This window comes from Pseudonocardia oceanicola (assembly GCF_047200735.1).
Classification (GTDB): domain Bacteria; phylum Actinomycetota; class Actinomycetes; order Mycobacteriales; family Pseudonocardiaceae; genus Pseudonocardia.
In genome coordinates, this window is sequence record NZ_JBJZON010000017.1 from 1 (window position 1) to 22,234 (window position 22,234).

General features: G+C 72.7%; 18 protein-coding genes. 11 read left to right on the forward strand and 7 right to left on the reverse strand.

Annotated elements, in window-relative coordinates; all coding sequences use genetic code 11:
- A partial coding sequence (locus ACL02T_RS22270; RefSeq protein WP_412832677.1) for an acyl-CoA dehydrogenase family protein occupies positions 1–781 on the reverse strand: 781 nt, incomplete at its 3' end.
- Positions 782–880: 99 nt separating this feature from the next.
- Here ACL02T_RS22270 and ACL02T_RS22275 point away from each other — a divergent pair.
- Positions 881–1,636 (forward strand): FadR/GntR family transcriptional regulator, encoded by a 756-nt coding sequence (locus ACL02T_RS22275; RefSeq protein ID WP_412832678.1) that lies wholly within the window; start codon positions 881–883, stop codon positions 1,634–1,636.
- A gap of 49 nt (positions 1,637–1,685) precedes the next feature.
- Here ACL02T_RS22275 and ACL02T_RS22280 read toward each other — a convergent pair whose 3' ends face one another.
- Both ACL02T_RS22280 and ACL02T_RS22285 read right to left on the reverse strand, forming a co-directional pair.
- Positions 1,686–3,641: an AMP-binding protein gene (locus ACL02T_RS22280; RefSeq protein ID WP_412832679.1), complete on the reverse strand. Its 1,956-nt coding sequence runs from the start codon at positions 3,639–3,641 to the stop codon at positions 1,686–1,688.
- A gap of 2 nt (positions 3,642–3,643) precedes the next feature.
- Positions 3,644–4,825, reverse strand: coding sequence for an acyl-CoA dehydrogenase family protein (locus tag ACL02T_RS22285; RefSeq protein WP_412832680.1), 1,182 nt, complete (start codon positions 4,823–4,825; stop codon positions 3,644–3,646).
- A 165-nt stretch (positions 4,826–4,990) separates the two neighbouring features.
- Between ACL02T_RS22285 and ACL02T_RS22290 the strand changes: the two genes are divergently transcribed.
- Positions 4,991–5,242, forward strand: coding sequence for a MaoC/PaaZ C-terminal domain-containing protein (locus ACL02T_RS22290; RefSeq protein WP_412832681.1), 252 nt, complete (start codon positions 4,991–4,993; stop codon positions 5,240–5,242).
- On the forward strand, positions 5,194–5,361 hold the full coding sequence (locus ACL02T_RS22295; protein ID WP_412832682.1) for a hypothetical protein: 168 nt from the start codon (positions 5,194–5,196) through the stop codon (positions 5,359–5,361). Before ACL02T_RS22290 ends, ACL02T_RS22295 begins: the two co-directional genes overlap by 49 nt.
- Here the strand turns inward: ACL02T_RS22295 and ACL02T_RS22300 are convergent.
- The gene (locus tag ACL02T_RS22300) at positions 5,349–6,851 is read right to left on the reverse strand and encodes an AMP-binding protein (protein WP_412832683.1); all 1,503 of its coding nucleotides are present in this window, start codon (positions 6,849–6,851) and stop codon (positions 5,349–5,351) included. The two genes, ACL02T_RS22295 and ACL02T_RS22300, sit on opposite strands and share 13 nt — an antisense overlap.
- Positions 6,852–6,956: 105 nt before the next feature.
- On the opposite strand from ACL02T_RS22300, the gene ACL02T_RS22305 reads away from it, so the two are divergent.
- Complete coding sequence (locus ACL02T_RS22305) at positions 6,957–8,615, forward strand: AMP-binding protein (protein ID WP_412832684.1); 1,659 nt, start codon at positions 6,957–6,959, stop codon at positions 8,613–8,615.
- Between the two features lie 186 nt (positions 8,616–8,801).
- Positions 8,802–10,166 carry an alpha/beta fold hydrolase gene (locus ACL02T_RS22310; protein ID WP_412832685.1) on the forward strand — a complete coding sequence of 455 codons (1,365 nt, stop codon included), beginning with the start codon at positions 8,802–8,804 and terminating at the stop codon, positions 10,164–10,166.
- A gap of 62 nt (positions 10,167–10,228) precedes the next feature.
- On the opposite strand, the gene ACL02T_RS22315 is transcribed toward ACL02T_RS22310, so the two are convergent.
- From ACL02T_RS22315 to ACL02T_RS22325, 3 genes are read right to left on the reverse strand one after another with little or no spacing between them, the layout of a single operon-like run.
- Positions 10,229–11,170 carry an acyl-CoA dehydratase activase gene (locus ACL02T_RS22315; protein ID WP_412832686.1) on the reverse strand — a complete coding sequence of 314 codons (942 nt, stop codon included), beginning with the start codon at positions 11,168–11,170 and terminating at the stop codon, positions 10,229–10,231.
- A complete protein-coding gene (locus ACL02T_RS22320) occupies positions 11,167–12,549 on the reverse strand; it encodes a 2-hydroxyacyl-CoA dehydratase subunit D (protein WP_412832687.1) in 1,383 nt (460 codons plus the stop codon). The genes ACL02T_RS22315 and ACL02T_RS22320 overlap by 4 nt, the downstream gene beginning before the upstream one ends.
- A gap of 21 nt (positions 12,550–12,570) precedes the next feature.
- The gene (locus ACL02T_RS22325; RefSeq protein ID WP_412832688.1) at positions 12,571–13,734 is read right to left on the reverse strand and encodes a 2-hydroxyacyl-CoA dehydratase subunit D; all 1,164 of its coding nucleotides are present in this window, start codon (positions 13,732–13,734) and stop codon (positions 12,571–12,573) included.
- Between the two features lie 117 nt (positions 13,735–13,851).
- Here ACL02T_RS22325 and ACL02T_RS22330 point away from each other — a divergent pair, with 117 nt between their 5' ends.
- The 6 genes from ACL02T_RS22330 to ACL02T_RS22355 all read left to right on the forward strand — a co-directional run bounded on the left by ACL02T_RS22330 (position 13,852) and on the right by ACL02T_RS22355 (position 22,224).
- On the forward strand, positions 13,852–14,751 hold the full coding sequence (locus tag ACL02T_RS22330; RefSeq protein ID WP_412832689.1) for a PaaX family transcriptional regulator: 900 nt from the start codon (positions 13,852–13,854) through the stop codon (positions 14,749–14,751).
- 88 nt (positions 14,752–14,839) lie between these two features.
- Positions 14,840–16,180 (forward strand): MFS transporter, encoded by a 1,341-nt coding sequence (locus ACL02T_RS22335; protein WP_412832690.1) that lies wholly within the window; start codon positions 14,840–14,842, stop codon positions 16,178–16,180.
- A gap of 683 nt (positions 16,181–16,863) precedes the next feature.
- Positions 16,864–17,652 carry an SDR family NAD(P)-dependent oxidoreductase gene (locus tag ACL02T_RS22340; protein WP_412832691.1) on the forward strand — a complete coding sequence of 263 codons (789 nt, stop codon included), beginning with the start codon at positions 16,864–16,866 and terminating at the stop codon, positions 17,650–17,652.
- Entirely contained in the window at positions 17,645–19,534 is a 1,890-nt protein-coding gene (locus ACL02T_RS22345) for an AMP-binding protein (RefSeq protein WP_412832692.1), read from the forward strand. Before ACL02T_RS22340 ends, ACL02T_RS22345 begins: the two co-directional genes overlap by 8 nt.
- Positions 19,535–19,564: 30 nt before the next feature.
- Complete coding sequence (locus tag ACL02T_RS22350) at positions 19,565–21,208, forward strand: AMP-binding protein (RefSeq protein WP_412832693.1); 1,644 nt, start codon at positions 19,565–19,567, stop codon at positions 21,206–21,208.
- Positions 21,205–22,224 carry an NAD(P)H-dependent flavin oxidoreductase gene (locus ACL02T_RS22355; RefSeq protein WP_412832694.1) on the forward strand — a complete coding sequence of 340 codons (1,020 nt, stop codon included), beginning with the start codon at positions 21,205–21,207 and terminating at the stop codon, positions 22,222–22,224. The genes ACL02T_RS22350 and ACL02T_RS22355 overlap by 4 nt, the downstream gene beginning before the upstream one ends.
- Positions 22,225–22,234 lie beyond the last annotated feature (10 nt).

Sequence of the window (22,234 nt, forward strand, 5' to 3'; positions counted from 1 at the left end):
GCATCTCCGCGGCCGCATGCTTGACCGCCTGGAACGAGCCGATCGGCACACCGAACTGCCTGCGCTGCAGCGTGTACTCCACCGTCGCGTCGAGCATCCGTTCCATCGCGCCCAGCGCGTCGGCCGCCACCAGCACCGCGGCCCGGAGGGCAGCCTGCTCGAGTGCCGTCGCCGCCTCGGCGCCGTCGAGCGGGACCACGGTCCCGTGCGCGCCCTCGAGCTCGACGTCGGCCACGGTGCGGCTGCGGTCGGTGAGCGCCCGCGGCACGACCCGCACGCCGGGCTGGTCGACCTCGACCAGGCGCAGGGCGCCGTCCACCGGGACCACCAGCCTGCGGGCGCGGGAGCCGGCCAGCACCGTCGGTATGCGCCCGGTCAGACCCTCCCCGTTCACCGTCACGCTCCCGCCCGTCGGGACCCGCCCCGCGGGCACCGCGAGCACCGTGGTCACGCCGTCGGCGAGCAGCGCCTTCGCCGCCTCGGGCGACCCGGCCAGCAGCGGGAGGGCCAGCATCGAGCCCAGCCAGGCCGACGACGGCGCGGCGACGCGGCCGAGCTCCTCGGCGGCCAGGGCGAGCTCGACGAGCCCGCCGCCCTCGCCGCCCAGCTCCTCGGGCGTGCCGACGCCGAGCCATCCCTCGCCGAGGAACCGCTGTTCGAAGGCATCGTGATCACCGGCATCGAGCCAGGTCCGCACCGTCTCGGCGGCACAGTTGTCGGCCAGCCAGTCCGCCAGTACCGAGCGGAAGTCGGACTGCTCGGCGGAGAGTTCCCAACGCATGACGTGCTCCTACTCGGCTCGCCGGTGCGCAACGGCTCGGCCGCCGCCACCACCGATGATAAGTTGGGTCTGACCTTTGGACCACGAAAGGAGCTCGCGGTGGCTGCGGAGGCGCGCTCGGCGATCCGACTCTCCCCCATGGAGGTCCCCAAGGCGTCCGACGTGCTCGCCAACGAGCTCCGCGAACGCATCCTGTCGGGCGAGTACCCGGAAGGGACGCCGCTCCCCCCGGAGCGCGAGCTCGTCGTCCAGACCCGGATGAGCCGCACCACCGTGCGCGAGGCGCTGCGCATCCTCGAGGTGCAGGGGCTGATCCGGATCAAGGCCGGTCGGGCGGGGGGCGCCTTCGTGCAGCGGCCGGGCGAGGAGTCGGTGGCCAGCTCCCTCGAGCTCCTCATCCGCGGCAGGCAGATCCGGCTGGCCTCGGTGCACGAGACCCGGGAGGCGATCGAGCCCTCGTGCGCCCGCCTCGCCGCCCAGCACCGCACCGCGGGCGACCTGCAGCGGCTCGAGCTCACCAACGAGGCCATCGCCGCCAGCGGCGACCTCGAGGACTTCCTGCGGAACAACGTGGACTGGCATGTCGCCGTGGCCACGGCGAGCCACAACGAGATCCTGACCGGCATCATGATGGCGCTGTCGCGGGCGATCTACACCACGACGAACAACGAGGGCTTCGTCAACGACGAGGTCCGCGACATCACCGTGCGCGCCCACCGCTCCGTCAACCGGGCGATCAAGGACCGCGACCCGGACGCGGCCGTCCGGCGCATGATGCGACACGTCCACTCCTACGCCGCCGCGGCGCTCGAGGTCGACGAGCGGACGACGGTCGCGGTGCCCGAGGAGAAGTGACACGCGGGCCACGGCGAGGCACACCGCCGCACCCGGTCCGGCGACCGACTCAGCCATCGCGCACCGCCGCCCGGACGACGTCCAGCGCCTCGGGGTTCTCCGCACCGGAGAGGTCACCGGGGTCCTGGCCCAGCGCGGCGGCGCGCACCGCGCGCCTCATGATCTTGGCCGACCGGGTCTTGGGCAGCTGGTCCACCCGACGGATCAGGCTCGGCGCGAACGGCTTGCCCAGCTCCTCCCCCACCTTGCGGCGCAGCGTCTCGGCCAGGTCCGCCTCGTCCGCGGTCGCGCCCGTCCGCGGCACCCAGAAGGCCCAGACCGCCTCACCCTTCTTGTCGTCGGGCACACCGACCACCGCGGCCTCGGCCACCTCGGGATGGGCGACCAGCACCGCCTCGACCTCGGCGGGCGCGAGGCGCTTGCCCGCCACGTTCATGACGTCGTCGGAGCGGCCCCGCAGGAACCACTGCCCGTCGGCGTCGACGATCGCGTGGTCGCCGTGGCGCCACATCCCGGGGAAGGTCGACCAGTACGCCTCCAGGTAGCGCTCGCGGTCACGCCACACGCCGCGGGTCATGGCGGGCCACGGCTGCCGGCACACGAGCTCGCCCACCTCGCCGCGCACCCGTTCGCCGCGGGCGTCGACGACGTCGACGTCCATCCCGAGCGACGGCCCGCCCAGCGAGCAGCTGCGGATGGGCTCCACCGGGTACGGGGCGAGGAACGACCCGCCCACCTCCGTGCCGCCGGAGAAGTTGATGATCGGCACTCGGCCCCCGAAGACCACGCGGGCCAGCCACTCGTAGGACTCGGGGTCCCAGGGCTCGCCGGTCGACCCGAGCGTGTGCACCGAGGACAGGTCGAAGCGGGCGACGGACGCGGGGTCCACGCCGCGGACGGTGCGGATGAGGGTCGGCGACACTCCGAGCATGGTCACCCGGTGCCGCTCGACGAGCCGCCAGAGCCGAGTCAGGTCCGGGACGTCCGGCGAGCCCTCGTACAGCACGAGCGCACCGCCGTTCGCGTGCGTGCCCACGATCGACAGCGGGCCCATGATCCAGCCCATGTCGGTGATCCAGCAGAACACGCCGCCCGGGCCGAGGTCGAACGAGTACGCCACCTCCGACGCGGTCTTCACCAGGAAGCCGGCGTGGGTGTGCACCGCGCCCTTGGGCTTCCCGGTGGTCCCGGAGGTGTAGGCCAGCAACAGCGTGTCGGTCGCGGCCATCGGCTCGGCCGGGCCCGCGACGGGCTCGTGCGCGAGCAGGTCCGACCACGCCGTCTCCCCCGCCCCGGGGGTTCCGACGACGACGACGTCCCGGACCGACGGAGTCTGCGCCACGGCCTCGCGCACCTGCGGCAGCATCGAGACCGTGCGGCCCCGGCGGACCGTCGACTCGGCGACGACGACGGCCCGCACCTCGGCGTCCTGCAGCCGGGAGGCGATGGCGCCCGCCGCGAAGCCGGAGAACAGCGGCACCAGCACGGCGCCGAGCCGGGCCGCGGCGTAGAACGCGACGACGGCCTCGGCGACCATCGGCAGGTAGAGCGCCACCGCGTCCCCGCGGCCGACGCCGAGCGCGCGCAGGCCCGTGGCGGCCCGCCGCGCGCGGTCGTCGAGCTCGGCGAAGCTCAGCCGGTCCGTGCCGCCGTCCTCGGCCTCGTGCACGACGGCGGTGCGGTCCCGGGTCGCCGGGTCGGACGCCCAGCGCGTCAGGCACGCGTCGGCGACGTTGAGCTCGCCGCCGACGAACCAGTCGGGGTCCGCCACACCCCGCGACAGGTCGAGGACCCGGGTGTAGGGCCGGGAGAAGGGCAGTCCCAGGTCCGTGACGACGGCGTCCCAGTACCAGGAGACGTCGGCGACGGACCGGGCACGCAGCGCGTCGATCCCGTCGACGCCGTGGGCGCGGGCGAACCGGGCGACCCGGGCGCCCTCCCGGTACTCCGGCCCGGGCTCCCAGACGTAGGCGCCCGCGGTGGGCGATGCGGAGGTGGTGGTCATGCTCAGCTCCTGGGCATGCCGAGCATCCGCTCGGCCACGATGTTGCGCTGGATGAAGGTCGAGCCACCCGCGATCGCGGTGCCGCGGGCCTGGTAGGCCAGCCGCTGCCACCGGCTCTCCGCCGGGGACTGCTCCTCGGGGGCGAGCTGGCCGCCCAGAGGGGACAGCGACTGCCGGAAGTCCGCGAGGTCCTCGACCAACGGGCAGAAGTACAGCTTGCCGATCGAGGTCACCGGCCCGGGCGGCCCGCCGTCCGCGGCGATGGTGAGCACCCGCTGGCCGATGGCCTGGTGCACCAGGGCGCGCCCGTACAGGTCGGCGACCTTCCGCCGCACGGTCGCATCCGCGCCCAGCGGCACCCCCGACACGTCCGCCATCCCGCGGATCTGGTCGACGATGTCGTCGACCGCCCGCTTGGTGTTGACCCGGCCGGTCGCGATACCGACCCGCTCGAACCCGAGCGTGGCCATGGCGACCCGCCAGCCGCCGTTCACCTCGCCCAGGACCAGCTCGTCCGGGACGAACACCTCGTCGAGGAACACCTCGTTGAACTCGGCCTCGCCCAGCATGTGGGCCAGCGGGCGGATCGTCACGCCCTCGCTCGCCAGGGGCAGCAGGAAATAGGTGATGCCCTTGTGCCGCGGCAGGTCCGACCCGCCCGTGCGGGCGAGCAGGATGGCGTTGGTCGCCAGGTGCGCCCGGCTGGTCCAGATCTTCTGGCCGGAGATCCGCCACCCGCCGTCGACCTTGACCGCCCTGGTGCGCAGCGAGGCCAGGTCCGACCCGGAGTCCGGCTCCGAGAACAGCTGACACCACAGCTCGTCCCCGGTGAGGATGGGGCGCAGGAAGCGCTGCTTCTGCTCGTCGGTGCCGAACGCGATGATCGTGGGACCGGCGAAGTCCTCGCCGACGGTGTTCAGCCGCTCGGGCGCTCCGGCCCGGTCCGCCTCGTCGGTGAACACCGCGCGGATCTTCGCGTCCGCCCCCTGGCCGCCGTACTCCCGCGGCCACGACATCCCGGCGTACCCGCCCTCGAACAGCAGCCGCTGCCACTGCCGCCAGAACGGGAGCTTCTCGGCCAGCTCGACGGGCTCCGGCCACGGGAGGGTGGGCAGCGCCTCCGCGAGCCAGGCCCGCACGCGGCCCCGGAACTCCGCCTCCTCCGGGGAGTCTGCGAGATCCATGGATCCTCCTTCGTCGACTGGACCGATAATATGCTATCGGTCAGACCAAAGCTAGTCGGCGTCGCCACAGGGCGCGCGACGCCCACCACGGACCCGTGCACACCGATCCGGCCACCGGTCGCCGTGGGCGCGGGCGACCGGCTGCCTGCCCGCGAGCTCGGCCCCGTGACGCGGACCGACATCGTCCGGTTCGCCGGGGCGGGCGGGGACCTCGACCCGCTGCACCACGACCAGGCCTCCGCCGCCCGGGCCGGCTTCGACGACGTCATCGCCAAGGGCCAGTTCCAGGCGGGGCTGGTCGCCGCCTGGCTCAGCGACTGGTGCGTGGTGGAGCACCTGCGGGAGCTCGAGGTCCGGTTCCGGGTTCCGTGCGGCTCGGCGCCCTGCTGCGGCTGCACGGCGAGGTCGTCGCGCTGACCGAGGAGGACGGGGAACCGCTCGCGCGGCCGGAGCTGGGCGTGGCCGACGGGGACACGGCCGTGGTCCGCGCGGTCGCCCGCGTCGGCCGTGCCGAGGGGCCCGGTCAGGACTCGTAGGCCCGCCGCAGCTCGCCGAGGAGGATCTTGCCCGCGTCGCTGCGGGGGACCCGGTCGACGAGGTCGACCGCGCGGGGGCACTTGTAGTGCGCCAGCCGCTCCCGGCAGTAGGCGACCAGCTCCTGCGCCAGGCCGGGTGCGGGTGTCCCCAGCGGTGCGACGACGGCCCGGACCTGCTCGCCGAACTCCTCGTCGGGGACGCCGAGCACCGCGACGTCGGCCACCGCCGGGTGCAGGGCGAGCAGGTCCTCGATCTCGCGCGGGTACACGTTGACCCCGCCGGTGATGATCGTCTGCCCGCGGCGGCCGGTCAGGTAGAGGTAGCCGTCGGCGTCGACGTGGCCGAGATCGCCCGCCCACCCCCAGCCCGGCGCGGCCTCGAGGTCCGCGGCCCCCTCGCGGTCCCGCTCCGGCTCGGGAGCGTCCGGGCGCACCAGCCAGACCCGCCCCGTCTCCCCGACGGGCAGGTCCCGGCCGCGCTCGTCGGCGATCCGGACCGTGCCGCCCTTCGGCGTGCCGACCGAGCCCGGGTGGGCGAGCCACTCCCGCGGGCCGATCGACGTGCGGCCGTAGCCCTCCGACGAGCCGTAGTACTCGTGCACGATCGGGCCCCACCAGTCCATCAGCGCCCGCTTGACCGCGGGCGGACAGGGCGCGGCGCCGTGCACGGCGACCCGATGGGTGTGCAGGTCGTAGCGCCCGCGGACGGGTTCGGGCAGGCGGAGCAGGCGGACGAACATGGTCGGGACCCACAGGCTGTGGGTGACACCGAACCGCTCGATGGCGGCGAGCGCGCCCTCGGCGTCGAACCGCCGGGTCGTGACGACGGTACCGCCCAGCTGGTGCACCGCGTGCAGGAAGCCCATCGGCGCCGTGTGGTACGACGGACCGGGGCTGAACAGGACGGGTGGCGGCTCACCCGGCCCGGGCAGCATGCCGAGGTCCCGCATCATCGCGGCGTAGCGCAGCGGGACCTCGCTCGGCGGCACCCCGGGAGGGTCCTCGCGGAAGGGCTTGGGGCGGCCGGTGGTCCCGCTGCTGAACAGGAGCCGCCCACCCATCGTGTCCGGCAGGTCGGGGTCCGTGGGCGTGCCCGCGACCGCCTCGTCGTAGTCCCGCCCGACCACGAGCAGGGCCGCGCCCCCGGGCGTGGCCGCCCGGACGGCGTCGACGGTCTCCGGCGACGCGACGACGGCCGCGGGGGCGGCGTCCTCGACGAGCGGGCGGAGCTCGGCGGCCCCGAGATGGACGTTCACCGGGGCGAGCACGAGGCCACTGCGCCAGCAGGCCCACGCGATCTCGGCCCAGCGGACGTCGTTGCCCAGCGCGAGCAGCACGACCGCCCCGGGACGCAGTCCGCGTGCGCGGAACCAGGAGGCGAGGGCGGCGCTGCGCTTCTCGACCTCCGCCCACGTGACCTGCTCGGCGGTGTCGGCGAGCACGATCGCGGGGCGATCCGGCGCCGCGGCGGCATGGATCCGGGGATGCACGCACCCATCGTACGGCTTCGGTCTGACCATTGATAAGGGCGACAGGTTCCCGGTACCGTCGAGGCCTCGGTCACGACGACCGTGCGCAGCGAAGCGGAGACGACGATGACCAGCCCCGACACCGCCGTCGAGAACGCCCCCCCGACGGTCCACGACCGCTACGACGACGACTCGATCCGCCTGTTCCGCGAACGCGGCTGGTGGCGGGACGGCTCGGCCGCGGCCCTCCTCGACCACTGGGCGGCCGAGACCCCGACCCGGCGGTTCGTCTCGGACGGCACCCTCGAGCTCGACTACGCCACGGTGCGCAGGCGCGCCCACGGGCTCGGCGCGGCGCTGCTGCGGCGCGGGGTGCGGGCGGGCGACCGGGTGGCCGTGCAGCTGCCGAACTGGACCGAGTTCGTGGTCGGCTACCTGGCGATCGCCCGGATCGGCGCGGTGCTGGTCCCGATCATGACCGTGTACCGGCAGACCGAGGTCGCGCACGTGCTGCGCAACTCCGGCGCCGTCGCGGCGATCACCACCGGGGAGTTCCGCGGCCACGACCACGCCGCCATGTTCCGCTCCCTGCGGCAGGAGATCCCGGCGCTCGAGACGCTGGTGATCGCCCGCGGCTCCGCCGGCGACGGCGAGCTCGCGTTCGACGACGCCTGCGCCACCGAGACCGACCAGGCCGAGCTCGGCCCCCACCCGGACCCCGACGCGCCGCACCTGATCGTCTACACCTCGGGCACGGAGTCCACGGCCAAGGGCTGCGTGCACACCTGGAACACCGCGGACTACTCGGGGCGGGGTCTGGCGCGCGACGTGTTCCGCACCCGGCCCGAGGACGTGGTCTTCATGCCCTCACCGGTCGCCCACGCGACCGGGCTCGTGGTCGGGATCCTGGTGCCGCTGACCGTCGGCGCCGAGACCCACCTGCTCGACGTCTGGGAGCCGAACGAGGGTCTGCGGCGCATCGAGGAGTACCGGTGCACGGCCACCGCCACGGCCACCCCGTTCGTGCGGATGGCCCTGGACGCCGCGCGCACCTCCGACCGCGACCTGTCGTCGATGCGGTTCTGGCTCTGCGCGGGCGCGCCGATCCCGGAGGCGCTGGCGGTCGAGTTCGACGAGGCCTTCTCGGGCGGCCTGCTCATGCCGCTCTACGGCGCCTCGGAGATCCTCGCCGGGACGTGCTGCCACGACGGCGACCCGCTCGAACGCCGCGCGGGCTCGGACGGCACCCCCGCGCTCGAGGGCGTGCAGATCACCCTGGTCGGCCCCGACGGCACCGACGCGGCCCCCGGCGAGGAGGGCGAGATCTGCTACTGGGGCCCGGGTGCCGTCCTCGGCTACTGGCGGGACCCGGAGCGCACCGCCGCCACCATCGACGCGCGCGGCAGGCACCACACCGGAGATCTCGGCCGGCTCGACGAGCAGGGCTACCTGCGGGTGACCGGGCGGCTCAAGGACATCATCATCCGCGGCGGGACCAACATCAGCGCCGCCGAGGTGGAGGGCTACGTGGCCGCGCACCCGGCGGTCTCCCAGGTCGCGGTCGTGGCCTACCCCGACGAGCGGCTCGGTGAGAAGGCCTGTGCGGTCGTCGTGCCGAAGCCCGGGGAGCGGCCGACGCTCGAGGACATCACGTCCGCGCTCCGCGAGCGCGGGATCGCGATGCAGAAGCTGCCCGAGAAGCTGCTCCTGGTCGACGAGCTCCCGATGACCGCCACCGGGAAGGTGCAGAAGTTCATGCTCCGCGACCGGGCCCGGGAGGCCTGACCGGGCCGGCCCCACCCCGCCCCAGCGCTTTCCGGAGGATTCCCCGGAAAGCGTCTTCGGCATTCCCGGAAATGAATTCCAGAATGGGTCACCATCGGGTGAAAAGCACATCCGCGCACGCCTTCTCCTCGTTGTCGATGCAGGTGTCCGCCCTGCGGTCGCCGGTGGACGCAACGAAGGAGAATCATGAGAAGACGACTGCGGGGCGCGATCGTCGCGCTCGTCGCGCTGACACTGGTGGGCGGGGTGACGTCGGCGGCGAACGCGCTCACCCCGCCGGCCCCGGCCCCGGGTGACCTCGGTTCGTCCGGCAGCCTGCGCGACTACGGCACACCCACCGCGGCGCCGGGGAAGAGCTGTCCGTTCGTCGGCCAGATCCCCGTCCAGGTGCCCGTCGTCCAGCCGGTGTCCCGCACGTCGGTACCCGCCCTCGCCCAGCTCGACCTGTCCCAGCCGTCGGTGCCGTCGTCGATTCACGGCGAGCTGTGCATGACCGAGAAGACACTGCAGGCCGCTCGCGCCGGCCACGCGCCGACGGTTCTCGTGCTGCTGCACGGCATCACCTACGGAACGCCGTACTGGGACTTCCCGTACCAGCCGGAGCGGTACTCGGCCGTCGACAGCCTCATCCAGGACGGCTACGCGACCCTGAACATCGACCGGCTGGGGTCCGGCCGCAGCGCCCATCCGCTCAGCGTCCTCACCACGCTGGCGAACCACGCCGAGACCGTGCACCAGATCGTCGGCGCGTTGCGTGCGGGCGGCATCGGCGGCATCCCGTTCCGGAGCGTCGCGACGATCGGCCACTCCTACGGGTCGGCGATCGCGTGGTACGAGGCGGCCCTGCACAACGACGTCGACGCGACGATCTCCACCGGGTACACCGACCGGACGAACGCCCTCAACGCGTCGCACCTCGTCGCGACCACCCTGCCTGCCGCGGCCGTCCCGACCACGGCCGGCGAGCCCTGGGCGGTGGACCCCGGCTACCTGCAGCCGCGTCCCGGGACGCGTGCCATCCCCGAGCTCTACCACCTCGAGGCCGCCGATCCCGGCGCGATCGCGAAGGACGACGAGCTCGCGAGCACCGTCACCGCCGAGGAGTTCGCGTCGTTCCCGCCGCCGCAGTACGACGGCACCATCAAGAACAAGACGGTGCCGACGTTCGTCGTGAACGGCGAGTACGACACCCTGACCTGTGGTGCGGATGCCCGCTACTGCGCCACGACGGCGACCACCGACGACGGTCCCCAAGCCCTGGAAGCGAAGGCCACGGCCTTCCGCGAGTGGGAGGCGCCGGCGCACAACTCGGCGTCGTGTCTGCGCGCAGCCGTGGTCCCGGATGCGGGCCACGACGTCAACCTGCATCCGAACGCCGCACAGCTCTACCGCACCCTGGCCTACTTCCTGGACCAGGCGGTCGGGACCGACGGTGCGCAGGTCGCCCCCTACCGTGCCGCCTGCGACGCGGCGGCCGCCGGCTCACCCGCCGACGGGCTCCCCGAGCTGGGCAGGCTCGTCCCGCCGGTCCCGACCGACGGCGTGGGCTGACCCGATGCGAGACGCGGCGGAGGGGCCGGTCCGACCAGCCCCTCCGCCGCCATTCGCGCAGGTCAGTGCCGCACGGGGATCCCCAGGTCGACCGGACCCGCGGCGAGGGACCCGTCGCACCCGGTGCAGTCCGGCCCGGTGTGGACGTGTCCGCGCGGACGCGGGAAGATCTGGTCCGCACCGGCCACGTCCTCGGCGACCTTGCGCTTGCGGTCGGCGTCCCGGGCCAGGAGGGCCGCCCCGAACGCGCCCGTGATCTGCGGGTGGGCCGGCACCGTCACCTCGGCGTCCAACGCCCGGCTCAGGAAGTGCACGGCCGCGGGGTTGCGTGCCACTCCCCCGGTCAGCACCACCGGGGTGTGCCTGCCGACCTGCGCCACGAGGGCCAGGGTCCGGGCCGCGATGGCCCGGTGGACCGACGACGCGATGTCCGCGACGTCCTTGTCCTCGGCGAGCATCGACACGATCTCCGTCTCGGCGAACGTGGCGCACATGCTGCTGACCTCGAGGTCGTCCGAGCCGCGCATCGCGAGCTCGCCGAGCTCGTCGATCGACACATCGACGGCGCGGGCGAGCACCTCGTAGAACCGCCCGGTGCCGCTCGCGCACCGGTCGTTCATGGCGAAGTCCCGGACCAGGCCGTCGTCGCCCACGGTGATCGCCTTGGAGTCCTGGCCACCGACGTCGATCACCAGCCGTACGCCCGGCACCATCTCCGCGGTCCCGCGCGCGTGGCAGGTGATCTCGGTGTAGGTGCGGCCCGCGAAGGACACCAGCCTGCGCCCGTATCCCGTCGAGACCGTGGCGTCGAGGTCGGACTCGGTCAGGCCCGCCTGCTCCAGCGCCTGGTCGACCGCGCGTTGCATCCCCGCGCGCGAGACCGCTCCCATCGTGACGACCGCCGACGCGAGGATCTCCCCCGCGCCGTCCACGACGACGGCCTTCGCCGTCGTCGAGCCCAGGTCGACGCCCAGGTAGGCGCCCTGGTGGCGCCCGCCGGTCATGCCGGCCACGCCACCTCGGCGCCGTGACCCGCGCGGCGGTGGTCGCCACGCTCGCGCGCCACGTCGATGGCCTCGAGCATGGCCACCAGCCTGCTGTCGAGGATCTCCTCCTTGTAGAAGGCGGCGTCCGCGACGTCGCCCTCGAAGAAGATCGACGGGATCCCGAGGTTGTCCCGCGCGGACTTGGCGAGCAGCCGCTGCGGCCCGGTGAACGCCCGGCAGGTGCGGGTGGAGTGGAAGACGATCCCGTCCATCCCGTACTCCTCGCAGTCCCGCAGGGTCAGGTAGTCCAGCGTCTTCGACCCGTGGTTGGTGGGGCACAGCAGGTAGTGCTGGGCCATGCCGAGCAGCGGGTCGGAGGTGTCGATCAGCTGGGGCTCCTGCCAGAACGCGTTGGTGATGTAGCGCCCGGCCAGCACCGCCACCCCGTGCTCGGCGAACTTGCGGGACAGGAACCCGAGCTTGTTCCAGTTCATGATGCCGTCGAAGTACAGGCGGTACTTCTCGTCCCGGACGGCGGACACGCCGTTGTCCAGCCGGTGCTGGATCTCGTCCTTGACGTGCTGGAAGTAGTCGACCAGCGCCTGGTTGCCGGGCAGGAAGTTGATCGGCGCGATGGCGGAGATCCAGTCCCAGAACGTGGCGGGCGACGGCGTCGCCTTGCACAGCTCGAGACCCTCCTTGCGCAGCTCGCCCGCCCGCTTGATGTAGGTCATCGACTCGCTGAGCGCGTCGTAGTCGAACTTGTTCCCGGTCTGGACCTCGAGGAAGTCGATCAGCTCGACGAGCTGGTCACGGACGTAGCGCGAGGCCTCGTCCCACTCCGACCCGGTCAGGTAGCCCGCGTCGGGCCGGTTGCCCCACAGGAAGGGGTGGGAGACGTTGAAGATCGGCACGTTCTTGCCGAACACCCGGAACGAGACCTCGTCCCACTGCTGGCCCGTGCTGCAGCCCGCGTAGTTGTTCACGAAAAGGTCCGGCGCGGGCAGCTTCGACGCGAGGTCCTGGCGGTCGTGCAGGCCGACGACGCCGCTGTCGGGCTCCTCGCTGCCCTGGAGCGTGAGCACCGCGCAGCCGAGGTGGGTGCGGGAGTAGGAGCAGAGCTCGGCGTTGTAGCCGTACTCGGCGCCCGCGAGCTGGGCGGGCCCCTCGAGCCGCTGCGCGGCGAGCCGCGCCGCGAACGCCTCGCCGTGGCACCACGCCAGGCCCGCGGCCTGGAAGATCGGGTTGAGCGCGCCGCCGTTGTACCAGACGATCTTGCGCCCGGACTCACGCGCGACGAACAGGTCCTCCCAGTAGTCCGCGATCATCTTGCCGCCCTCGCGGGTGGCGGCGAGTCGCTCGGTACGGGGTTCGGGGGCCGGAGCGGTGGGGTGCATGAGGTCTCCGATCAGGCGAGGTCACGCGTAGGCGGGGCGGTGCCGGAGGGCGCGCTCGACGAGCGCCTCCAGCCGGGTGCGCAGGGCTTCGAGCGGGATGCCCTCGTGCTCGGTCTCCACGAGCAGCTGCGGGATGTCGGCGGCGTCGAGGGCCTTGCGCAGCTCCGGGTAGAACAGCATGTGGGGCTCGCAGAACTTGGGCATCAGGTGCACGACGACCTCGGCCCCGCTGCGCTTGGTCGCGTCGATGATCCAGCCGTCCCAGTCGACGTCGTGCTGGACGCGCGTCGGACAGGGCAGGTCGACGTTGCGCTGGGCGTACCAGCGGCCGATCGCGTCCATCGGGTCGTCCCCGGCGGCGAACGGGACAGAGGTCTGCAGGTAACGCCTGCCCGACCAGAGGTCGTCGTCGACGACCACGGCGCCGACCTCCTCGATCACCTCCAGCAGCTCGCGGCGCGGGGCGTGGCACAGGTGCCCGGACAGGTGGACGCGCACCCGGTCGTCCCGCTCGCGGCGCGGCGCGTCCGCCAGCGCCTCGACCAGCAGTTCGCGGTGCTCCACCGGGTCCATGACCTGCGCGGACACGACCATGTCCTGGAGGTCGACCGGCGACCAGGTGGTGTCTCCCGCGGCCCGCTCGTCGAACACCCGGCGCAGCAGGTCGCGGTCGGCGTTGTACGCCTCGATGGCCTCGACCAGCGCCGCGTCCTCGATCGGCCGGCCCGCGAGCTTCTCGAACTCGGCGCGGAACTGCCACATCATCTCGGCGATCTTGGTCGGCGCCCACGCGTCGCTCAACGAGCTGATCAGCATCCCGAAGAACACGGTCTTGTCGCTGATCGCGCGGGCCACGTCGGACGCGCCGAGCAGCTGGATGCAGTGGTCCGCCAGCAGCAGCGCGTCGTAATGGTCCAGGCGCCCGGTCGCGGCCTGGTCGGCGAGGTTGCGCGTGTACCCGCAGTAGAACTCGGGCAGGTATGCCCGCCCCTCGGCGACGGGGCGCTGGTCGTCCTGCACGTAGACCGGGAGGATCCCGGCGGCGAGGGCGATCTCGCGCGGGAAGTTCATCGGCATGACGCCGACGACGAGCTGGTCGGGGTGGTGGGCCCGCCACTGCGCGACATACTCCCGTGGATCACGAGCAGCGGCACGCAAGCGTTGCAGGGCAACCGATTCGGGCATCGGAGCTCCTCTAACTTTGACACGTCTGGGTAACCAGACACTCGAAGCGTACAAGATTGCGGCGTGCCACGCAGCCCCGGACTCCGACCGATGCCCCGTCTCAGCAACGATGGACCCGTGACGCACGCCCGACGAGTCGACACGGTCGCCGACCCCGCCGCGCCCCCGCTGGCGCCGCCGAGCGCGCGATCCCTCCTGCTCACCGTCGCGGGCGAGCTCGTGAGCGAGGAGCCGGGCGGGGCGTGGACCAACGCGCTGCTGCGGGTCTTCGCCACGCTCGGCGTCGAGGACCACGCCTGCCGCCAGCTGCTGGCCCGGTCGACGCGCAGCGGCTGGCTCTCCCGCGTCCGGGACGGTCGCGCGGTCCGGTGGATCCTCGACACCCGCGGCCGCGCCCTCGTCGACGAGGGCCTGCGCCGCTCGGCCGCCTTCCTCGCCGACGACCGGGACTGGGACGGGCGCTGGCTGGTCCTGCACGTCAACGTCCCCCAGGACCGCCGGACCACGCGCAAGCGCCTGTACGGCGGCCTGAACTGGCTCGGCTTCGGCAACCCGACGGCGGGTGTGTGGATCACCCCGCACACCGAGCGGGTGGACGGGCTCACCCGGCTCATCTCCGAGCTCGGGCTCGAGCAGACCTCGCTCGCGATGATCGGCCATGCCGTCGACCTCGGTGTCCCGGAGGCCGAGCTCGTGGCCAGGGCCTGGGACCTGACCGAGCTCGACGCCGCCTACCGCCGGTTCCTCGAGCAGGACGCCGCGCGCCCGGAACCCGAGACGCCCGACGAGATCCTGACCGCCTACCTGGAGCTGCTGAACCTGCAGCAGCGGTTCATGCGGCGGGACCCGCAGCTCCCCGCAGCGCTTCAGCCGGAGTGGGTGGGACGCGCGGCGGCCCAGCGGTTCCGCGACCGCCGCGCGCAGTGGTCCGCCGCCGCCCACCTGCGCTTCCACGAGATCGTCGTCGAGTCGGCCCCGCCGAGCAGCCGAGACTCTTTGGACAGCAACTCGCACTGAGTCTTGTCATCTGTCCAAGCTCAGCTTACGGTCTGACCGAACTTGCGGTGACCCACATCTCACCTCGGTGCAGACACCTGGAGCCCCCTTGTCCCTTGAGCACCCCCCGGCCGTCGACGTCCGGGGCCCCGAACCCGTCGCCTCCACCCACCACGCTCCGCGCCGCGCGGCGGCGGCCGCGTTCCTCGGCTCCGTGGTCGAGTACTACGACCTCGTCGCGTACGGAACGGCCGCCGCGCTCGTCTTCAACACCCTGTTCTTCCGCGACGTGGCCCCGTCGGTCGCGTTGATCCTCTCCTTCGCCACCTTCGCCAGCGGATATGTGGTCCGCCCCCTCGGCGGGCTGCTCTTCGGCTGGATCGGCGACCGGCACGGGCGGCGCACCGCCGTCATGCTCACGATCGTCGTGATGGGGGCCGCCACGGTCCTGATCGGCCTCCTGCCGACCTACGCCTCGATCGGATGGGTCGCTCCGGTCCTGCTGGTGGTCCTGCGGCTGCTGCAGGGCCTGGCAGTCGGCGGTGAGCTCGGCGGGGCGGTCCTCATCGCCGTCGAGCACGCCCCCGAACGCCGGCGCGGCTTCTACGGCAGCTTCTCCACCGCGGGCGCCCAGGCGGGCACGGTGCTGGCCACGGTCGTGTTCGCGGTGCTGACGGCAACGACGTCGGACGCCGCGTTCGCGTCGTGGGGATGGCGGGTCCCGTTCCTGGCCAGCGCCCTGATCGTGCTGATCGGCGCCCTGATCCGCTACGGCCTCGAGGAGACCCCGGACTTCACCCGCGCCCGCGCCGAGGCCCCGGTCCGCAACCCGATCCGCACGACCCTCACCTCCCACCCCGGCGCGGTCCTCGGCATCATCGCCGTGATGGCGGGGATGATGTCCGTCTGGTACCTGCTGACGGTCTACAGCCTCAGCTATGCCACCACGCAGGCCGGCATCGACAAGCCGACGATCCTGTGGGTGGTCACCGCGGCGACGTTCCTCGTCGTGGTGATGAACCCGGTGTGGGGCGCGCTCTCGGACCGGATCGGCCGCACGACGCTGTTGTCGGCCGGGCTGGTGGTCGAGGGCCTTCTGCTCGTGGCGTACTTCCTCGCCCTGCGCAGCGGGAGCGTCGGGCTGATCTTCGTGGCGCTGTTGGCGGTCGCCGGGCTCGGCCACGCGTGCGTCAACGGCATCTTCCCGGCCTTCGTGGCCGAGGCGCTGCCCCCGTCGGTCCGCTACACCGCGGGTTCGCTCGGCATGCAGGTCGCGGCCCTGATCGCCGGCTTCGCACCGCTGGTCGCCGTCGCGCTGGAGGGCTCCACGTTCGGCGTCTGGACCACCTGCACCCTCGCTCTGCTGCTCTGCCTCGCGGGAGCCGTGGCGGCACGGCTCCTCGTCCGGTCGCGGTCGTCCGCGGCGGTCGTCGAGCCCGCCGTGGTCTGAGCGGCCCCGCGCGACCCCAGGGTCACGGGCGAGGCCCCCGGGCTGGGCATCCCGGGTGAGGACCTGCCGGGGAGCCACCCCGCGGGCGAGGTCGTCCGGTGGTACACGGGCCACCCCGACGCCGGGGACGTCCGGGTCCCCACCGAGGCCGCGCGGGCCGTGGTGATCGGCAACGGGAACGTGGCTCTCGACGTCGCCCGCCTGCTGCGGGCGGGCGACGACCCGGGCCCATCGGAGATCGCCCTGCGCTTCGGTCCCGCGCGCACCCGGGTGGTCATCACGGCGGACCCACACCTGCAGCCCGGTGTGGTGTCCATGGCCTTCGGACACGGCGGCACCGACGACGGTGTGGATCCCCGGGTGGAGGGCAGCAGCCCGAGCAGGCTCGTCGGCGGCGGACCTCCACTTCGACCGCTACACCGGCCAGCCCCGGATGACCGCGCTGCCGGTGACGCTCGTCCCGGTGGCGGCGGGGCCCCGGACGCCGGATCCGTCGACTCCACCGACGATCCCCTTGGACAGAAATCCACCTCGACGGTTGCGATCTGTCCAAGTTTGGGTTTACGGTCTGACCAAACATGACGGTGACCCACATCTCGTGTCGATGCTGACGCCTGGCGCCCCGGTGCGGCCCTCGTCCAGCACGGCACTGCGCGGTGCCGCACGCTCTCGGGAAGGACACCATGAGCCTGGACATGCGTTTCGACTTCGCCGACCAGTCGGTCGTGATCGCCGGCGGCACCTCGGGTGTCGGCCTGGCCACGGCGATCGCCTTCGCCGACAACGGCTGCCGACGGCTCGTGCTCGTCGGCCGCAACGAGGTGCGCGGCAAGGCGGCCGTCGACGCGGTGCAGGCCGTCGCGGCGGAGGCCCAGGTCGAGTTCGTGTCGGCGGACCTCAACGAGCCCGAGGGCGCGCAGGAGGCCGCGGACGCGGCCGCCCGGCGGCTCGGCGGGATCGACGTGCTGGTCAACTCGACCGTCGCGCCGTACCAGCCCACGCTGCTGCACGAGATGTCCCTCGCGGACCTGCGGTCGGTGCTCGTGGAGCAGTCCGTGGGGTCGCTGCTGATGACGCGGGCTGTGCTGCCCGTCATGCGGGCCGCGGGCGCCGGTTCGATCATCAGCATCGCGAGCGACGCGGAGAAGGTCCCCACGCCGGGCGAGACCGGCATCGGGGCGGCGATGGCCGCCATCATCACGTTCTGCCGGACCCTCGCCCTCGAGGCCAAGAACGACGGGATCCGGGTCAACGTGCTGACCCCGTCGCTGATCGTCAAGACGGCGTCCTACGAGCGCGCGATGTCCCAGGAGTTCAGCAAGAAAATCTTCGACCGGATCGTCAAGCGGGCCGGACTCGGTCTCACCGAGCCGGACGACCTGGCCGCGGCGATCCTCTTCCTGGCCTCTCCGCTGTCCCGCCGCATCACCGGACAGGTCATCAGCGTGAACGGCGGGATCTCGATTGCCTGAGCGGACCCTGGTCCGCCGCCGTATCCGCGGCCCGGCGGACGTCGCCGAGATCGAGCGGCTCGCCCCGGCGCAGCTGCGACCCGCGGACACCATCCTCGACTGCCTCCGCGCCACCGCGGCGGAGGACCCGGATCACCGGGCCGTGCTCCTGATCGAGCCGCCGGACCTGCTGACCCCCGTGCGCGTGGTCACCCGCGGCGAGCTGGTGGCCGGCATCGAGGGCACGGCGAGCCTGTTCCACGCCGTCGCGGGCGCGGACAGCGTGGTCGGGCTGCTGCTGCCGATGGTCCCCGAGGGTTTGATCGCCCTGTGGGGCGCGCAGACCGCGGGCCGGGCCGTCCCGGTCAACCCCTTCCTGGAGACCGCCGCCCTGACCACGATCCTGAACCGGGCCGCCGCGACGATCCTGGTCACGACCGCCGAGATCCTCGCGGACAAGGGCGGCGCGGACGCCCTGCACCGGGCGATCCCGACGCTGCGGCGCGTGCTCACCGTCGACGAGCCGGGCTCGCACCGGGACCTCACCGCCGCGGTGCGCCCGTTCGCGGGACGCGGGCTCACCTTCACCCCGGACGACGACCCCGGCCGCGACGCGCTCGTCATGCCCACCGGCGGTACCACCGGCGCCCCGAAGCTGGTGCGCATGTCGCAGGCGGGCCAGCTGACGGTCGCCTGGAACGTCGGCGGGCTCATGGGCAACGAGCCCGACACGGTCACCCTGCACGGCATGCCGAACTTCCACTGCGGCGGCGCCGTCTCGCTCGGCCTGCGGACGCTGCTGTTCGGCGGCACCCTGCTCACGCTGACCCGCGAGGGCTTCCGGTCGACCCGGGCGGTCGCGCAGTTCTGGGACGTCTCGCGGCGCTATCGCGTGACGAGCCTGCTGACCACCCCCACGACCGTCACCGCGCTGCTGCACGGGCAGGGCGACTCGCAGGGGTGTCGCATCCGCGACTTCCACGTGGGCGGCTCGCCGATCTCGACGGAGGTCCTCGAACGCTTCCACGACCGGTTCGGGATCTGGCTCCGCGAGAACTGGGGCATGACGGAGCTGCACGGCACCACGACCGGACACTTCGACGACGGGCGGCGACCGCGGGTCGGCTCCGCCGGACGACCCCTGCCGTTCGTCCGGGTCAAGGCCGTGGAGCTCGACGACGACGGGCGGTGGGTGCGGGACTGCGCCGTCGGCGAGCGCGGGGTGCTGCTGACCGCCACCCCCACGGCGATGGCGGGCTACCTCGACCCGGCGCTCGACGGCGGGTACTTCCCCTCCGGCGTGCCCGCCGACCTGCCCGCGGGATGGCGCTGGGGCAACACCGGCGATCTGGGCTCGGTCGACGAAGACGGCTACGTCTGGATCTTCGGCCGAGCGAAGGACCTGATCATCCGGGGCGGGCACAACATCGACCCCGGAGAGATCGAGGACACCCTGGTCCGCCATCCCCAGGTGCACCTCGCCGCCGCGGTGGGTAGGCCGGACCGGTCCAAGGGCGAGCTCCCGATGGCCTTCGTGCAGCTGCGTGAGGGCGCCGAGGCCACGCCCGAGGACCTGCTGGCCCACTGCCGGGCCCACATCGGGGAACGGGCGGCCGTGCCGGTCGAGATCGTCGTGCTCGACCGGCTGCCGACGACCCCGGTCGGCAAGATCGCGAAACCCGCCCTCCGCACGCGCGCGCTGCTGACCGAGATCGGTCGCGTCGTGCGCGAGCACACCGCCGGCGGCGAGGTCCGGCTCGACGAGAGCGGCTCCCGACCGCGGGCCGTCGTCACCGTGTCGGACGCCGAGACCGCGGACGCACTCCGCGCACCGCTGACCGGCTACCCGTTCGAGATCTCGCTCGTCGTCACCCCTGCGGGGCAGCCCGCCCCCGCACCGTAACCCCGACCAGCCACCCGAACACTGGAGCCGATGATGTCCCTGTCGACCGGGCTGTCCTCGTGGACCGCCACCGAGAACGCCGACGAGCTCTGGGAGATGACGCTCGGCGACCTCCTCCGCAAGTGCGCGGCCGACCATCCCGACCGCGTCGCGTTGGTCGACGCCGACCCCGACCCCACGCGCAGGCGTAGCTGGACCTACGCCGAGCTGCTCGCGACGGCCGAGCGGGTCGCGCAGGCCCTGCTGGCCCGGTTCTCCCCCGGCGAGCGGCTCGCGATCTGGGCCCCCAACTGCGCCGAGTGGGTGCTGCTGCAGCAGGGTGCGAGCCTCGCGGGCCTCATCCTGGTCACCGTCAACCCCGCGAACCGGCGTATGGAGCTCGAGTACGTGCTGCAGCGATCCCGCGCCGCGGGCATCGTCCACGCATCGGAGTACCGGGGCGTCGACATGACGGCCACCGTGCGCGAGGCCCGCGCCGCCACCCCCGACCTGCGCGAGGCCATCAGCTTCGCGGACTGGGACGAGTTCCTCGCGTCGGCGACCGGTGACCACGAGCTGCCCACGGTGTGCCCGGACGACCCCGTCCAGATCCAGTACACCTCGGGCACGACCGGCTTCCCGAAGGGGGCACTGCTGCACCACCGCGGTGTCCTGAACGCGTCGCGGCTCGTCGCGCGGGGGGCCGGGGCCACCGACGGTGCCGTGTGGGTGAACGCGATGCCGATGTTCCACATCGGCGGCGGAGCGCTCACCGAGATCGGCACGTTCTCCGTCGCGGGCACCTACGTCCTGATGCCCGGCTTCGACGCGGGTCAGGTCCTCGAGCTCATCGAGACCTACCGCGGCACGATCACGCTGCTGGTCCCCACCATGCTCACCGCGGTACTCGGGCACCCCGACCTGCCGAACCGCGACGTGAGCAGCCTGCAGACGGTCATGTCCGGCGCCTCGTTCGTGCCCGCGGAGCTCGTCGTCCGTACGAAGGAGACGCTCGACTGCCGGTTCACGATCGTCTTCGGCCAGACCGAGCTGCACGGCGTGATCACCCAGACCGCGCTCGACGACTCCCCCGAGGACCAGTCGAGCACCATTGGCAGGCCGCTGCCGTTGGTGGACGTGCGCATCGTGGACCCGGCGACCGGCAAGGTGGTCCCGATCGGGACGCGCGGAGAGATCTGCGCGCGGGGCTACCAGACGATGGTGGGGTATTTCGAGCAGCCCGAGGAGACCGCCGACGTCTTCGAGGACGGCTGGCTGCACTCCGGTGACCTGGGAACCATGGACGCGCGCGGGTACCTGAGGATCACCGGCCGGTTGAAGGACATGATCATCCGCGGCGGGGAGAACATCTACCCGCGCGAGGTCGAGGACACGCTCGCCTCACATCCTGGTGTGGCGGACGTCGCCGTCATCGGGGTGCCGGACGCCCACTGGGGTGAGCAGGTGGGCGCCGTGGTGGTCCCCGCCGACCCGACCGCACCGCCGTCGGCGGAGGAGCTGAAGGCGTTCTGCCGGGAGCGGATCACCGGTTTCAAGGCGCCGAGCCACTGGTACTTCGTGGACACCCTGCCCATGACCCCGACCGGAAAGATCCAGAAGTTCGTGCTGCGGGACCGGATCGACAGTGGCGAGCTCGACGGCGTCGTCACCGCCTCGTCGAAGGAGAAGTCGTGACCGCACCGCTGAGCACCCGCTACACCCGGCTCCTCGGGATCGAGCACCCCATCGTCCAGGAGGGCCTCGGGCCCTTCCGCACCCCGAAGATCGCCGCGGCGGTGTCGAACGCGGGTGGGCTCGGCACGGTGAGCATGCCGGGCATGCCCGAGGACCTGCGCGCCGGCGCCCGGACCTTCCGGGACCACATCGAGGAGTGCGCCTCGCTCACCGACCGGCAGTTCGCGGTGAACATCCCGGTCGGGGTCGACGCCGCGGGCGAGGTCGTCGAGTTCACCGACGTCTACATCCGCGAGGTGCTCGCCGCCCGCGAGGCGGATGCGGGCCTCGCCGCCAAGCTGACGGTGCTCACCACGTCGGCAGGCTTCCCCGGGCCGTACATCCGGATGATCAAAGACGCCGGAATGCTCCACCAGCACAAGGTGGGCTCGACCCGGCAGGCCGTGAAGTCCGCGGAGGCGGGGGTCGACGTCGTCCTCGCCGCGGGCTTCGAGATGGGCGGGCACGCCCCCGCCAGCCGGATGCACACCTTCGTCGTCGTACCGTCGATCACCGAGGCCGTCGACGTGCCGGTGCTGCTCACCGGCGGCGCACGGGACGGCCGCACGCTCGCGGCGGCATTGGCCATGGGCGCCGACGGCGTGGCCCTGGGCACCCGGTTCATCCTGTCGACCGACAACACGGACTGGCACCCTCGCTACCTCGAGGCGCTGCTCGCCGCCCGCGAGGGCGACGACGTGGCGTTCGACGGTGTGTACGGACCGTGCCGCGGCCTGCGCAACGAGGCCTCCACCGCCCTGCTGGAGCACGCCGCGCCCGGCGACCCGACCGAGGCGATCCGCCGCAAGATCGAGTCCATGCAGCGGGCCCAGACCGAGGGCGACACCGAGCACAGCCTGGTCATGACCGGCCAGGTCGCGAGCGCCATCACCGAGTTGATCACCATCGCGGAGTTCGTCCCCGGGATGGCCGCCGAGGCGCGCAAGGTCCTCGACGCGCTCGCCTCCGGGAATTGAGCCCCGTCCT

Bases quoted from the DNA above. Each gene is read 5' to 3' on its own strand.
- ACL02T_RS22280 (WP_412832679.1), bottom strand. From the start codon at position 3,641: ATGACCACCACCTCCGCATCGCCCACCGCGGGCGCCTACGTCTGGGAG.
- ACL02T_RS22285 (WP_412832680.1), bottom strand. From the start codon at position 4,825: ATGGATCTCGCAGACTCCCCGGAGGAGGCGGAGTTCCGGGGCCGCGTG.
- ACL02T_RS22305 (WP_412832684.1), top strand. From the start codon at position 6,957: ATGACCAGCCCCGACACCGCCGTCGAGAACGCCCCCCCGACGGTCCAC.
- ACL02T_RS22310 (WP_412832685.1), top strand. From the start codon at position 8,802: ATGAGAAGACGACTGCGGGGCGCGATCGTCGCGCTCGTCGCGCTGACA.
- ACL02T_RS22315 (WP_412832686.1), bottom strand. From the start codon at position 11,170: ATGACCGGCGGGCGCCACCAGGGCGCCTACCTGGGCGTCGACCTGGGC.
- ACL02T_RS22320 (WP_412832687.1), bottom strand. From the start codon at position 12,549: ATGCACCCCACCGCTCCGGCCCCCGAACCCCGTACCGAGCGACTCGCC.
- ACL02T_RS22325 (WP_412832688.1), bottom strand. From the start codon at position 13,734: ATGCCCGAATCGGTTGCCCTGCAACGCTTGCGTGCCGCTGCTCGTGAT.
- ACL02T_RS22340 (WP_412832691.1), top strand. From the start codon at position 16,864: ATGAGCCTGGACATGCGTTTCGACTTCGCCGACCAGTCGGTCGTGATC.
- ACL02T_RS22350 (WP_412832693.1), top strand. From the start codon at position 19,565: ATGATGTCCCTGTCGACCGGGCTGTCCTCGTGGACCGCCACCGAGAAC.